This is a genomic window from Lentzea tibetensis (genome assembly GCF_007845675.1).
GTDB lineage: Bacteria > Actinomycetota > Actinomycetes > Mycobacteriales > Pseudonocardiaceae > Lentzea > Lentzea tibetensis.
The window spans coordinates 279,238-291,989 of record NZ_VOBR01000004.1; the positions used below are offsets into that span (position 1 = coordinate 279,238).

At 68.2% G+C, this 12,752-nt stretch carries 11 protein-coding genes; 7 read left to right on the top strand and 4 right to left on the bottom strand.

Annotation, left to right across the window (positions count from 1 at the left end; all coding sequences use genetic code 11):
- Window positions 1–2: 2 nt before the first annotated feature.
- The 3 genes from FKR81_RS07690 to FKR81_RS07700 are packed head-to-tail and all read right to left on the bottom strand — an operon-like array spanning window position 3 to window position 3,690.
- Window positions 3–1,151 carry a cytochrome P450 family protein gene (locus tag FKR81_RS07690; RefSeq protein WP_146350227.1) on the bottom strand — a complete coding sequence of 383 codons (1,149 nt, stop codon included), beginning with the start codon at window positions 1,149–1,151 and terminating at the stop codon, window positions 3–5.
- Window positions 1,145–2,164, bottom strand: a complete 1,020-nt coding sequence (locus tag FKR81_RS07695; RefSeq protein WP_146350228.1) for an alpha-hydroxy acid oxidase — start codon at window positions 2,162–2,164, stop codon at window positions 1,145–1,147. The genes FKR81_RS07690 and FKR81_RS07695 overlap by 7 nt, the downstream gene beginning before the upstream one ends.
- Window positions 2,161–3,690: an NAD(P)-binding domain-containing protein gene (locus FKR81_RS07700; protein WP_235921376.1), complete on the bottom strand. Its 1,530-nt coding sequence runs from the start codon at window positions 3,688–3,690 to the stop codon at window positions 2,161–2,163. Before FKR81_RS07700 ends, FKR81_RS07695 begins: the two co-directional genes overlap by 4 nt.
- A gap of 42 nt (window positions 3,691–3,732) precedes the next feature.
- Between FKR81_RS07700 and FKR81_RS07705 the strand changes: the two genes are divergently transcribed.
- From FKR81_RS07705 to FKR81_RS07730, 7 genes are all read left to right on the top strand, one after another.
- Window positions 3,733–4,233, top strand: a complete 501-nt coding sequence (locus tag FKR81_RS07705) for a GNAT family N-acetyltransferase (RefSeq protein ID WP_328593131.1) — start codon at window positions 3,733–3,735, stop codon at window positions 4,231–4,233.
- Between the two features lie 11 nt (window positions 4,234–4,244).
- Window positions 4,245–4,421, top strand: a complete 177-nt coding sequence (locus FKR81_RS43375; RefSeq protein ID WP_186762823.1) for a hypothetical protein — start codon at window positions 4,245–4,247, stop codon at window positions 4,419–4,421.
- Window positions 4,418–5,317, top strand: a complete 900-nt coding sequence (locus FKR81_RS07710; protein WP_146350230.1) for a pentapeptide repeat-containing protein — start codon at window positions 4,418–4,420, stop codon at window positions 5,315–5,317. The genes FKR81_RS43375 and FKR81_RS07710 overlap by 4 nt, the downstream gene beginning before the upstream one ends.
- A gap of 45 nt (window positions 5,318–5,362) precedes the next feature.
- Complete coding sequence (locus FKR81_RS07715; RefSeq protein WP_235921377.1) at window positions 5,363–7,174, top strand: NHL domain-containing thioredoxin family protein; 1,812 nt, start codon at window positions 5,363–5,365, stop codon at window positions 7,172–7,174.
- A 52-nt stretch (window positions 7,175–7,226) separates the two neighbouring features.
- Window positions 7,227–7,520, top strand: coding sequence for a GroES family chaperonin (locus FKR81_RS07720; protein WP_146350412.1), 294 nt, complete (start codon window positions 7,227–7,229; stop codon window positions 7,518–7,520).
- Window positions 7,521–7,630: 110 nt separating this feature from the next.
- The gene (locus FKR81_RS07725) at window positions 7,631–9,691 is read left to right on the top strand and encodes a VanW family protein (RefSeq protein ID WP_235921397.1); all 2,061 of its coding nucleotides are present in this window, start codon (window positions 7,631–7,633) and stop codon (window positions 9,689–9,691) included.
- A gap of 44 nt (window positions 9,692–9,735) precedes the next feature.
- Window positions 9,736–10,530: a DUF1206 domain-containing protein gene (locus FKR81_RS07730; RefSeq protein ID WP_235921378.1), complete on the top strand. Its 795-nt coding sequence runs from the start codon at window positions 9,736–9,738 to the stop codon at window positions 10,528–10,530.
- 64 nt (window positions 10,531–10,594) lie between these two features.
- Here the strand turns inward: FKR81_RS07730 and FKR81_RS07735 are convergent, their stop codons facing one another.
- A complete protein-coding gene (locus tag FKR81_RS07735) occupies window positions 10,595–12,430 on the bottom strand; it encodes an acyl-CoA dehydrogenase (protein WP_146350232.1) in 1,836 nt (611 codons plus the stop codon).
- Window positions 12,431–12,752: the final 322 nt, after the last annotated feature.

The window sequence follows — 12,752 nt, forward strand, 5'->3', positions numbered from 1 at the left end:
ACTCAACCCCCGAAGTGGCGTTGGCAGAGCTTGACCCTGCGTGCGTCCCAGACCATGTAGCTGCCGAGCACGAGCTGGACGAGTCCGCGCCAGGTGTCCTCCCACCGGTCGCGCACGCGCATGAACACCAGCAGCGCCAGGGGTTCGCGCCCCGGACGCGGAACGAGGACGCACGGGCCGCGGTTGGGCAGCGGGCGGGTGTGCGTCGCGGAGGAGTAGAGGTCGTAGCGCGCCAGCACCTCGCGGGCCACGACGCGCATCGCGGCAGGCGCGTGGACGCGGGCGGGGCACGGCCGGTTTCCGGTGACACCGAAGGGAATCGGCTCGAGCCCGGCGCGGTGGTACTCGGGGTAGTTGAAGCACAGCACCGATCCGCGCGGGATCGTGCGGCCCGATTCCAGCGGGACGTCGGCCGACGTGATCCGGTGCGCGATGCCGAACAGCGGGAACCGCCGGAACGCCTCGTCCATGGCCTCGTCGAGATCCCGCGGCCGTTCGGCGAGCACCAGCAGCAGGTGCGCCATCGCCTCGGACGACTGCACCACGGCCGTGTTGAAGAACGTGCCCTGCAGGTACCACGCCTGCTCGATGCGGGACAACGACGACGGCAGGTGGTGCGGCACGTCGTTCAGCCGCGCCAGCAGGTACCGGGTGAGCCGGGCGCGCCGCTTCATGTGCCGCAAACCGGTGCACTTCAACGCGGTGACGACGTCGTCGGCGTTCGCGACGATCAGGTCCCGCGCCTCGCGCGGACACCGCGTGCCGAACACGACCTCGTAGTAGAACTCGGCCCAGATCGGCATCATCAGGTCCCGCAACCGGACCAGCCCGCGCCGCCCGTCGAGCACGCGTGCGGCGCACCGTTCGGCCAGCTCCTCGACGGGCACGCGCGCCAGGACGTGCCGGGTGGTGCGGGCGACGTCGCGGTACTGCTCACCGGGTTCGAGGTGTTCCTGGTGCACGTGCGGTCCTGGCGCGAGCCAGTACCAGAAGAGGTCGGACAGCGCCGCGCCCCTGCTCCGGCCGTTCGCCGCCGGATGCTCGTAGACGCGCCGGAACTCGTCGATGCCGACCAGGTCGCCGGGCACCGGGATGCCCTCGTCGCCGTTGACGCGGGCGAAGACCCAGTTGCGCAGCCTGGTGATCACCATCGGAGCAGGTCCTCGGACAGGTCGTCCAGCGAGCTCGCGCCGCACAACGCGAGCGCGCGGTCGAGTTCTTCGCGCAGCAGCGAGAGGACGCGTTCGACGCCGCGCTGACCGTCGATCGCGAGACCCCACAGCACCGGCCGGCCGATGCCCACGGCCGTCGCGCCGAGAGCGCGCGCTTTGACGATGTCGGTGCTCCTGCGCACCCCTCCGTCCAGGAGCACCGGCACCCGGCCGCCAACCGCTGAGGTGATGTCCGGCAGCAGGTCGATCGTGGCGGCCACCGAGTCGAGCTGCCGTCCGCCGTGGTTGGACACGATCAGCCCGTCGACGCCGTGGTCGAGCGCGCGCCGTGCGTCGGCGGGATGCGTGATCCCCTTGAGCACCAGGGGAAGCGCGCTGATCTCGCGGATCCACGCGAGGTCGGACCAGGCGAGGTCGGGTGCGAACTCGATGCGTCGCACCACGCCCGCGGCGTCGCGCATGTTCTCGCAGACCAGCCCGTCCGGCAGGTGGTCGAACCCGTTGCGCAGGTCTCTTTCCCGGTGTCCGAACGCGGCCACGTCCACGCTGAGCACCAGCGCGCGGCAGCCCGCCTTCTCGGCCCGTTGGACCTGGTACCTGGTGAGCTCGCGGTCGGGCTGGACGTTGAACTGGAACCACGTGTCCCCAGGGATCTCCTCGACCGGCGTGGTCGCGGCCATGCTGACGATCATGATCGTGCCCGCGGCCTGCGCCGCGCGTGCGGTCGAGATCTCACCGTCGGGGTGCGCGAGCCGGTGGAACGCCGTCGGCGCGATCACCACCGGCAGCGCGATCGTCCTGCCGAGCAACGAGGTGCTCAGGTCGCGTTCCGCGCTGCCGCTCAGCACGCGCGGCACGAGCCCGATCCGCGCGAAGGCGGACTCGTTGGCGCGCAACGTGATCTCGTCGTCCGCGCCGCCCGCGAACAGGTCGTGCACCTCGGGCGCGAGGTGTGCCCGCGCCTCGTTCTCCAGCTCCCGCAGGGAGATCATGCGATCGAGGGGACGGCGAGCTGTCTGGCGAGGAACCGCTCCAGCGGCACGCGGTGCGCGTCGCGGCTGGTCCAGTCGTTCTCCAGGTTCTCCGCGACGTGGTGCGTCCCGGCCAGCTCACCGCCCCGGTAGTGCCGGATCACCGGGTGCAGGTACGCGGCGTCCAGCGCCTGCTCGGGCGCGTTCTGCGCGGGCCTGCGCACGGTGATGTCGAACGGGTCGACCTTGTCGTGGTCCGGCCCGTACTCCAGCGTGACGACGAACCCGGTCGGCGGCATGTACCCGACCGGCATCTCCTCGTAGTACCTCGCGTGGTCGCAGTTGGTGACGACGAGGTCGCCGAGCTGCCCGAACTGCTGCCACAGCGCGCTGGACCTGTTGACCCGCCTGATGATCGCGTTCGAGATGGACTCCGGCCGGTTGGGCAGCCGCGTGCTCGGCCAGTCCGCACCGTGGTACTTGCGCTCGAAGATCCGCTGCTGCGCGCGCACGCAGTAGCGGAAGCCGTGGATGAACCCGCTCGTCGACTTCTTGAAGTCGCGGACCTGCATGAGCGTGCCGGCGAAGTAGAGGTCGGGGATGTTCGCCGACTCCCACTCCGGCGTCAGCTCGGGGAAGCGGTCGTCGATGACGAGGTTCGGCCGGCAGTCCTCGGCGAAGTGGTCGGCGTTGAAGCGGAACCCGGTGCACGCGATGACGCGGTCGTAGCGGATGTCCTTGGTGACCTCGTCGGCGCGCGAGAAGCTGACCGTGACGAGGTAGCCCTCCTCGTCCTTCACGATCTTCAGCACGTTGCCGTCCAGCACGGCGTTCTGCGACTTCAGCTGGTAGGTGTCGAGGAAGTTGTTGTTCACCGCGCGCAGATGTCCGACGTAGTGCGACTTCCACGCCATCCGGATGGAGCTGCGCCCGACGACGTGGATCACCGCGGCGGTCTCGACGAGGTTGTCCGCGGTCTCGAACGCCGAGTTGCCCTTGCCGATGATCAGCACGCGCTGGTCGGTGAAGTCCTTCGGGTCCGTGCTGACCGTGTGGTACCGCTCGACGCCCTCGATGCCGGGGATGTTCGGCAGGAACGGTTTCGACGGCCCGGTCGACACGATCAGCCTGCGCGCGGTGTGCGTCTCGCCGCGCTGGTCGAGCACCTCGAAGTGCCCGTTGCGCGAGATCCTGGTGGCGCGCGTGTTGTACCGGACGTTGAGGTTCGTCTTCGCCGCGAAGTCCCCCAGGTACCGGACGAGGTCGTCGGCGTCCGGGAAGTACCGGTCGCTGTACCTCGTGAACAGCAGCTCTGGATCGTCGGACAGCAGCGAGTTCCAGTCCATCCGCAGGTTCAGCTCGGGATCGTTCGTCCCGGTGTGCGGCTTGTTGATGGAGATCAGCTTGCGGTGCCTGGGAAACGTGCGGAAGAACGTTCCGGGTGCGGGCCCCGCCTCGATGATCTCGTAGCTCCGGCGGGCCTTCTTCAGGAAGTAGCCGAGCTGCAGTCCGGCCGGGCCTGCCCCGACCACCAGGTAGTCGATCACGTGAAACCTCCCCGATTCCGTTCACCTCTACGCTGTTTTCTTGTGAAGGGTTCAGCGGGAATCCGGCCTGTTCGCCCAGGTGAAGGCGCTCGGCTGAGGGAGTTCCGGTTGCGTGCGCTGAAAGACGCACCGCATGCCTTCTACTGGCCCATCGAGGTCGAGGAATCCGTATCGGTCGCGGAGTGGGAGCTGTGGGCCGGTGCCGGCCGCGTCATGTACGTGGTGGAGGAGGAATCCGCGTGGCTAGGCATGGCCGGCTGCATCCTGCGCGGTGACGTTCTGGACGCGACCGGCATGTGGGTCGTCGCCTCCGCGCGCGGCCGCGGTTTCGGCGAGGAGCTGATCTCCGCGATCATCGCGTGGGGCCTGGAGCGAGGCGCTTCGTCGATGAGGTTCGCGGTGACCGAGACCAACTCGGTCGCCATCACCCTGTACACCCGGCTCGGCTTTCAGCCGACCGGCGAACGCCGTGCGCTGGCGTCCGACCCGTCGCTGACCGGGATCTTCATGGCGAAGCCCATTTTTCCGCCGAGATCAACTTAGGCTGCCGTGCCATGGGGCCCGAGCAACTTCACTTCTCACCAGCACCGGCCGACGCGTTCCCCTTGCTGGCGGCCGGTGTCGCGTTGTGGCGGATGCCCGGACGTCCACGCCAGTTCGCTTCTGCCGCAGGGCTCGTGCTCGCACTGGTCGGCCTGCTGTTCGCCGCCGGGGTGCTGGTGCCGGCATGAGATCGATCAAGGCGCACATCGTCGTCGTGGTTCTGGTCGGCCTCGCGGTGTTCTTGGTTTCTGGTTCGCTGCTGTGGCTCGCACTCGGCCTGCCGACCGCGCTGGCGCCGAACACCAGGCTCGACGTCATCAAGATCGCGCTGTCCGTCGTGGCGGGCGTCGGCGGCGTGGTGGCGCTGGTCGTCGCCTACCGCAAGCAGCAGATCAGCGAGTCGGCCGAAACTCGCGAACGCGTGAAGGTCCTCAACGACCGCTTCGCCTCCGCGTGCACCCAGATCGGCCACGACCGCCCCACCGTGCGCCTGGCGGGCGTCTACGCGATGGCGAGCCTGGCCGACGAGTGGGTCGAGCAGCGGCAGGTGTGCATCGAGGTCCTGTGCGCGTACCTGCGCATCCCGTACGAACCCGCACTCGACTCGCCGTGGCTGCACGACGAGGAGTCCGAGATCCGCCTGTCCATCACCCGCGTGATCAGCGACCACCTGCGCGCGGGCGCTCCGGTCAGCTGGCAGGGCCACGAGTTCAACCTCGTCCGCGCGGTGCTCCGCAACGCCGACTTCGCGGGCATCCAGGTGTCCGGCGGCCGGCTGTTCTTCAGCCTGGCCCAGTTCCCCGGCGGCCGGATCGCGTTCGACGGCATGCACGTCAGCGGTGGCGAGGTGTGGTTCGGCGGCGCTTCCTTCTCCGGCGCTTCGGTCAACTTCGACGGTGCCGAGTTCAGCGGTGGGCGGGTGCGGTTCGAGGGGGCCGCGTTCACCGGCGGGGAGGTCAGCTTCCGCGGTGCTCGGTTCACCGGGGGTGAGGTCGACCTGTCGGCCGTCAGCGCCGACCACTACACGTCGCCGCCCGTGTTCGACGACGGCGAGAAGCCGGGCCTGCTCCTCCCGTCCACATGATGGAACCCGGAACAGGAAACGTCCCACCTGTTGTTGACTTCTCCCGTGACCACTGCGAAGCGCCGCGCCCGCGTCCGTGCCCCTGAGCTGGTAGGACGCGGCTGGCTGAACACCGGTGACAAGCAGGTCAACCTGACCGACCTGCGCGGCAAGATCGTGCTCCTGGACTTCTGGACGTTCTGCTGCATCAACTGCCTCCACGTGCTGGACGAGCTGCGCCCGCTGGAGGAGGAGTTCGAAGACGTACTGGTCACGATCGGCGTCCACAGCCCCAAGTTCGTGCACGAGGCCGACGAGCAGGCACTGAGGGACGCCGTCGAGCGCTACGAGGTGCACCACCCGGTCCTCGACGACCCCGAGCTCACCACGTGGCAGAACTACGCGGTGAAGGCGTGGCCGACGCTCGTCCTGGTCGACCCGGAGGGCTACGTCGTGCACGTGGCCGCGGGTGAGGGACACGTCGAGGCGCTCAGGACGATCATCAAGGAACTGAGCGAGGAGCACGACACCAAGGGCACGCTGCACCGCGGCGACGGCCCGTACGTGCCGCCGCCCGCGCCGGACACCGTGCTGCGCTTCCCGGCCAAGGCGATCACGACGCCGAACAACACGCTGCTGGTCAGCGACTCCGCCCACCACAGCCTGGTCGAGCTGGACGGCGAGACGATCGTCCGCCGGATCGGCACGGGCGAACGCGGCAGGCAGGACGGAACACAGCCGACCTTCTCCGAACCGGCTGGCCTCACGACGATCCCGCAACAAGTAGCGGACAGGGTCGGCTACCACGTGGTCGTCGCGGACACGGTGAACCACCTGCTCAGGGGCGTGAACCTGGACACCGGCGAGGTCACCACGATCGCGGGCACGGGCGAGCAGTGGCGTGACGGCGACACCGACGGCGACGCGGACAAGATCGACCTCACCAGCCCGTGGGACGTGGCGTGGTGGCGGAACGGCGTCGCCATCGCGATGGCGGGCAACCACACGCTCGGCTTCTTCGACCCGGTCACCAGGCAGGTCAGCAGGCTCGCCGGCACGACGGTCGAAGGCTTGAACGACGGTCCAAAAGACGAGGCCTTCTTCGCGCAGACCAGCGGGCTCGCGGCCGACGGTGACCGGCTGTGGATGGTCGACTCGGAGACCTCGGCCCTGCGGTACCTGGAGAACGGCCAGGTGCGGTCCGTCATCGGCGAGGGGTTGTTCTCGTTCGGCCACCGCGACGGCCAGGCGGACGAGGCGCTGCTCCAGCACCCGCTGGGCGTCACGGTCCTGCCGGACGGCTCGGTCGCGATCTCGGACACCTACAACGGCGCGATCCGCCGCTACGACCCCGCGACGAACGAGGTCAGCACCATCGCGACCGGCATCGCGGAGCCCAGTGACGTCGTCATCGCGGACGGTGAGCTGCTCGTCGTCGCGAGCGCGGGGCACCGGATCGAACAGCTCGCCGCGAACATCACGAAGATCATCGGGGACGCGCACGAGGTGAAGCGGCCGCCGACGGACATCGCACCCGGTGAGCTGGAGCTCGCGGTCGTGTTCACGCCGCCGACCGGATCGAAGCTGGACGACCGGTACGGGCCGTCGACCCGGCTGGAGATCACCAGCTCGCCGCCGGAGCTGATCCTGGACGGCGCGGGCGTCGGTACGAACCTGTCGAGAACGATAAAGATCAACAACAAGATCACACAGGGCGTTCTGCACGTCGTGGCGCAGGCGGCGAGTTGCACCGACGACCCATCGGTCGAGCATCCGGCATGCCGTCTGACCAGGCAGGACTGGGGTGTGCCCGTGCGCGTCACCGATACGGGTCCAAACCGGTTGCCGCTCATGATGGGCGGCATGGACGAGGCCTAGTTCCGGGTGCACGTAGACTCTGCCGGTGCCTGATGTCAAGCTCGAGATCCAGATGCTGTACGACCGCGTCATGGTGCGGATCTCGCCGGAGGATGGCGAGCGCCGCAGCAGCGGTGGCATCGTCATCCCCGCTACGGCCACCATGGCGAAGCGGCTGGCATGGGGCGACGTGTTCGGAGTCGGTACCAGCGTGCGGCACGTGAAGGTCGGCGACCGGGTGTTGTTCAACCCGGACGACCAGCTCGAGGTCGAGGTGAAGGGAACCACTTACCTCGTCATGCGCGAACGTGATCTGCACGCGGTGGCTTCCGAGCTGACCGAGCACGGGACTGGTCTGTACCTATGACGGACCGGTTCGTGATCTGCGCGTGGTAGTTACACGCGTGCACGCCCTCAGACGGACGACAGGCAACGGGGAGAGCAGTGCCGTACGACGACGCTGACAAGACGAGAGCGATGCTGCCGGTGGCCCCTGAACCAACCGCATCCGAGAAGACCACGAAGATCTCGGTCGACGCGATGCGCGCGGACCAGGAGGCGTGGCCGCAGGACGAGCCCGACGCCGAACAGCCGACCGTCAAGACGCCGGTGCCACCGCCCGTCACGCAGGTGACGCAGCCGGTCGCACCGCCGGTCACCCAGCAGGTGACGCCGGTCACCCAGCAGGTGCCGCGGGCCGACTTCGGCGCGGACCTGACGCGGCCGGACTTCGGCGCGGACCCGACGGTGCAGCACATGGCGCCGGTGCTCCCGGAGCCCGAGGACTCGGGTGTCTACGGGCCGGTCATGGTCGAGCCCGACGCCGACCAGGCCGATGCCGGCAAGAACCGCAAGAAGGCGCTGATCGTCGCGGCCGCGGCCGTCGGCGCGCTGGGCCTGCTCTACGGGCTCGACATCCTGATCTCCAGCGGCAACGTGCCGCGCGGCGTGACCGTCGCCGGCGTGGACGTCGGCGGCATGAGCCACACCGCGGCCGAGTCGAAGCTGCGCGAGGCCATCGAGCCGAGGCTGGGCAAGCCGGTCGCCGCCAAGGCGGGGGACGTCGACACCGAGGTCGACCCGAAGAGCGCCGGTCTCACGCTCGACTGGAACAAGACGATCGACCGCGCGGGCAGCCAGCCGCTGAACCCGGTCACCCGCGTCACCTCGTTCTTCACCAGCCGCGAGGTCGGTGTCGCGACGCAGGCGGACGACGAGAAGCTGAACGCGGCCGTCGAGGCGCTGCGCGCGAAGACGGACCACGAGCCGACCGAGGGCACCATCAAGTTCGAGGGTGCCAAGCCGGTCGCGGTCGACCCGCACAACGGTCAGAAGCTGAAGGCCGACGAGGCAGCCAACGCGCTGATCGCGAGCTGGGCCGAGGGCCGCGTCGTCGAGCTGCCGGTCGACAGCACGCCGGTGAAGACGACCAAGGAAGGCGTCCAGAAGATGCTGGACGAGGTCGTCAAGCCCGCCGTGTCCGGCCCGGTGCTCGTCAAGGGCGAGGGCAAGGACGCGACGCTCACGCCGGAGCAGATCGCCTCGACGCTCAGCTTCGAGCCGGGCGACGGCGGCGCGCTGAACGTCAAGCAGGACAACGCGAAGATCATCGAAGCGGCCGGCCCCCAGCTCAAGGAGACCGAGAAGGAGGGCAAGGACGCCGCCATCGTCTTCGAAGGCGGCGCGCCCAAGGTCAAGGAGTCCGTCGACGGCCTCGGCATCGACTGGGACAAGAGCTTCGCCAAGTACTTCGACGTGCTGAAGAGCTCGGACAAGCGTGAGATCAAGGCCGAGTACAAGCACACGCCCGCGAAGGTCACCACCGAGCAGGCGAACAAGATGGGCATCAAGGAGGTCATCGGCGAGTTCCAGACCGGTGGCTTCGCCGCGGACTCCGGCACCAACATCAAGGTCGTCGCCGCCAAGGTCAACGGCGCGATCGTGAAGCCCAAGGAGACGTTCAGCCTCAACGGCTACACCGGTCCGCGCGGCGTCGCGCAGGGCTACGTCGAGGCGGGCATCATCGAGAACGGCGCCCCCGGCCGCGCGGTCGGCGGTGGCATCTCGCAGTTCGCGACGACGCTCTACAACGCCGGGTACCACGCGGGCATGCAGGACGCGGGGCACAAGGAGCACAGCTACTGGATCTCCCGGTACCCGGCGGGCCGCGAGGCCACGGTGTTCATGGACGGCGCGGGCAACAGCCTGATCGACATCAAGTTCACCAACCCGGACGACACGGGGATCGCGATCCAGACCATCTGGACGCCGTCGACGCTGAAGATCGTCCTGTGGGGCACCAAGAACTACGACGTCACGGGCTCGACCGGTGAGCGCACGAACTTCACCGAGCCGCGCGAGATCAAGAAGACCACCCAGCCGTGCGCGGCGGGTAACGGCGCGCAGGGCTTCACGGTGACCGACACCCGCACGATCAGGGACCGGCGCACCGGCCAGTCGCGGTCCGAGAGCCGCACGGTCAGGTACGACGCGGCACCCAAGATCGTCTGTGAGACGCCGCCACCACCGGCGGGCTGACTCTTCGCGGTTCCCAGTGGCCATGAGCGGGTACTCACCCGGTCATGGCCACTGTCGTTAACGAGGCGCGAAGACATCCCGTAGTCCAGGTTCTGGGGCGGGCGGGGATGGTGATGTACGGGGTCGTGCACGTCCTGGTGGCGTGGCTCGCGATCCAGATCGTCCTGGGCGGCGACGAGCAGGCCGACTCCAAGGGCGCGGTGTCCGAGCTCGCTCAGACCTCGTTCGGCCCGTTCCTGCTGTGGGTGCTGGTGATCGGGCTGGCGTGCTTCGCGGTGTGGCAGTTCCTGCTGGCCGGTGTGGGGTACTGGTACATCCACAAGAAGCGCAAGCGGATCACCAAGCGCATCGGCGCGGCAGCGCGCGGCATCACCGCGAGTGCGATCGCGATCGCCGCGTTCAAGTACGCGACCGCGGGCTCGTCCGGTGACTCGACCGAACAGCAGCAGACGCTGACGGCGAAGGTCCTCGCGATGCCGGGTGGTCAGCTGCTCGTCGGTGCGGTCGCCATCGGCATCCTGGTCATCGCGTTCGTCATCGCCCGCAAGGGCGTGAAGAAGTCGTTCGAGGAAGACCTCGACATGAGCCGAGCGCCCGGTTGGATCGAGCCGGTCGGACGAGCGGGCTGGATCGCGAAGGGCGTCGCGTACGGCGTCATCGGCATCCTCGTCGGGCTAGCCGCCTTCTACGCCGATGCCGAGCAGTCCGGCGGCATGGACAAGGCGCTGCACACGGTCGTCGAGCAGCCCTACGGCGCGTTCCTGCTGACCGCGGTCGCGCTCGGCATGGCGGCGTTCGGCGTGTACTGCTTCGTCGCCGCACGCGCCCTCAAGGGGTGAAAAACGGGGCCTCGCACCTCGGGCAGGAGGTGCGAGGCCCCGTCGTCTCTGCGGGACCGGAGAACTAGAAGACGTTCTCGTCCAGGTCCATCAGCGCGTTGTCGGTCTGCTCGGCGATCTTGCGGCGCGCGGTCAGCTCCGGCAGGACGCTCTTCGCGAAGAAGGACGCGACGGCGACCTTGCCCTCGTAGAACGCCTTGTCCTTGGCCGACGGGGTGCCCGCCAGCTTCTGCAGCGCGACCTCGGCCTGGCGCAGCAGCAGCCAGCCGACGAGGACGTCACCGGCGGTCATCAGCAGGCGGACCGAGTTCTGGCCGACCTTGTAGATGTTCCGCACGTCCTCCTGCGAGGTGGTCAGGAAGCCGACCAGCGCGCCCAGCATGCCCTGCAGGTCCTCGAGACCCTGCTTGAGCAGCGCCCGCTCCTCCTTCAGGCGGCCGTTGCCACCCTCGTTGTCGAGGAACTTCTGGATCTCGCCGTTGATGAAGCCGAGCGCCTGGCCCTTGTCGCGGATGATCTTCCGGAAGAAGAAGTCCAGCGACTGGATGGCCGTGGTGCCCTCGTACAGCGAGTCGATCTTCGCGTCGCGGATGTACTGCTCGATCGGGTACTCCTGCAGGAAGCCCGAGCCGCCCAACGTCTGCAGCGACTGCGCGAGCTGCTCGTACGCGCGCTCCGAGCCGACGCCCTTGACGATCGGGAGCAGCAGGTCGTTGACCTTCGCCGCCAGCTCCGCGTCGTCGCCGCCGAGCATCACCTTGTCCTGGAACGTCGCCGTGTACAGGTACACCGCGCGCAGGCCCTCGGCGTACGCCTTCTGCAGCATCAGGCTGCGGCGCACGTCCGGGTGGTTGGTGATGGTGACGCGCGGGGCGGTCTTGTCCGTCATGCGCGTCAGGTCGGCGCTCTGCACGCGCTCCTTGGCGTAGGACAGCGCGTTCAGGTAACCGGTCGACAGCGTCGCGATGGCCTTGGTGCCGACCATCATGCGGGCGTACTCGATGACGTCGAACATCTGCGCGATGCCGTCGTGCACCTCGCCCAGCAGCCAGCCCTTGGCGGGTACGCCGTGCTGGCCGAAGGTCAGCTCGCACGTGGTGGACGCTTTGAGGCCCATCTTGTGCTCGACGTTGGTGACGAAGGCGCCGTTGCGCTCGCCCAGGTCACCGCTCTCCGGGTCGAAGTGGAACTTCGGCACGAGGAACAGCGACAGGCCCTTGGTGCCCGGCTTCGCCTCGATGCCTTCGCCCTCGGGACGCGCCAGCACCATGTGCATGATGTTCTCGGTGAGGTCCTGGTCCGCGGACGTGATGAAGCGCTTCACGCCCTCGATGTGCCAGGTGCCGTCGTCCTGCTTGATGGCCTTGGTGCGGCCGGCGCCGACGTCCGAACCCGCGTCCGGCTCGGTCAGCACCATCGTGGCGCCCCAGCCGCGCTCGATCATCAGGTTGGCCCAGTGCTTGTCGCGCTCAGTGCCGTTGTTGTAGACGACCGTCGCGAAGCTCGGACCCGCCAGGTACATGTAGATCGCCGGGTTGGCACCGAGCATCAGCTCGGACGCGGCCCAGGTGACCGACGGCGGGGTGCCGAAGCCGCCCAGCTCGTTCGGCAGGAACAGGCGGTACCACTCGCCGTCCCAGACCGCCTTGTACGACTTCTTCAGCGACTCGGGCAGCGTGGCGGTGTGGGTCTTCGGGTCGAACACCGGCGGGTTGCGGTCGGCGTCGACGAAGGAGTCCCCGAGCGGACCCTCCGACAGGTTCTTCAGCTCGGCCAGCACGCCGCGCGCGGTGTCCTCGTCGGACTGCTCGAACGGCCCCGTGCCGAGGTGGTCCTGCACGTTGAAGACCTCGAACAGGTTGAACTCGAGATCCCGGACGTTGCTCTTGTAGTGGCCCATCTCGTCAGCTCACTCCTCAGGGTCGCGGCGGCGAATCGCCTACTGACCGGTAACAACAGCATATTACTTGCCAGTAACCCCGGCAAGGGGCCCCACCCGCTCGTGGTCAATCAGACACTGCAGCGCCTTGGCGTGCGCCCAAACGTGCCAACGCTGTTCACATGGGAGAACAAGAGTCACGAATGTGATTCAAGACCGCCGTAACTCTTCCCTCACGGGCAACGGCCTCGTAAGACCTACGTCACATATCCCGTGCGGATGTGCCAGGTTCCGCCGCCCCGAGGCCTGGTGCGCTCTCGCGGGCACATACGTGTGCACACGC

Excerpts from the sequence above, each read along its gene's own strand:
- FKR81_RS07690 (WP_146350227.1), bottom strand. The coding sequence starts at position 1,151 with ATGGTGATCACCAGGCTGCGCAACTGGGTCTTCGCCCGCGTCAACGGC.
- FKR81_RS07695 (WP_146350228.1), bottom strand. The coding sequence starts at position 2,164 with ATGATCTCCCTGCGGGAGCTGGAGAACGAGGCGCGGGCACACCTCGCG.
- FKR81_RS43375 (WP_186762823.1), top strand. The coding sequence starts at position 4,245 with ATGGGGCCCGAGCAACTTCACTTCTCACCAGCACCGGCCGACGCGTTC.
- FKR81_RS07710 (WP_146350230.1), top strand. The coding sequence starts at position 4,418 with ATGAGATCGATCAAGGCGCACATCGTCGTCGTGGTTCTGGTCGGCCTC.
- FKR81_RS07720 (WP_146350412.1), top strand. The coding sequence starts at position 7,227 with ATGCTGTACGACCGCGTCATGGTGCGGATCTCGCCGGAGGATGGCGAG.
- FKR81_RS07725 (WP_235921397.1), top strand. The coding sequence starts at position 7,631 with ATGCTGCCGGTGGCCCCTGAACCAACCGCATCCGAGAAGACCACGAAG.
- FKR81_RS07730 (WP_235921378.1), top strand. The coding sequence starts at position 9,736 with ATGGCCACTGTCGTTAACGAGGCGCGAAGACATCCCGTAGTCCAGGTT.
- FKR81_RS07735 (WP_146350232.1), bottom strand. The coding sequence starts at position 12,430 with ATGGGCCACTACAAGAGCAACGTCCGGGATCTCGAGTTCAACCTGTTC.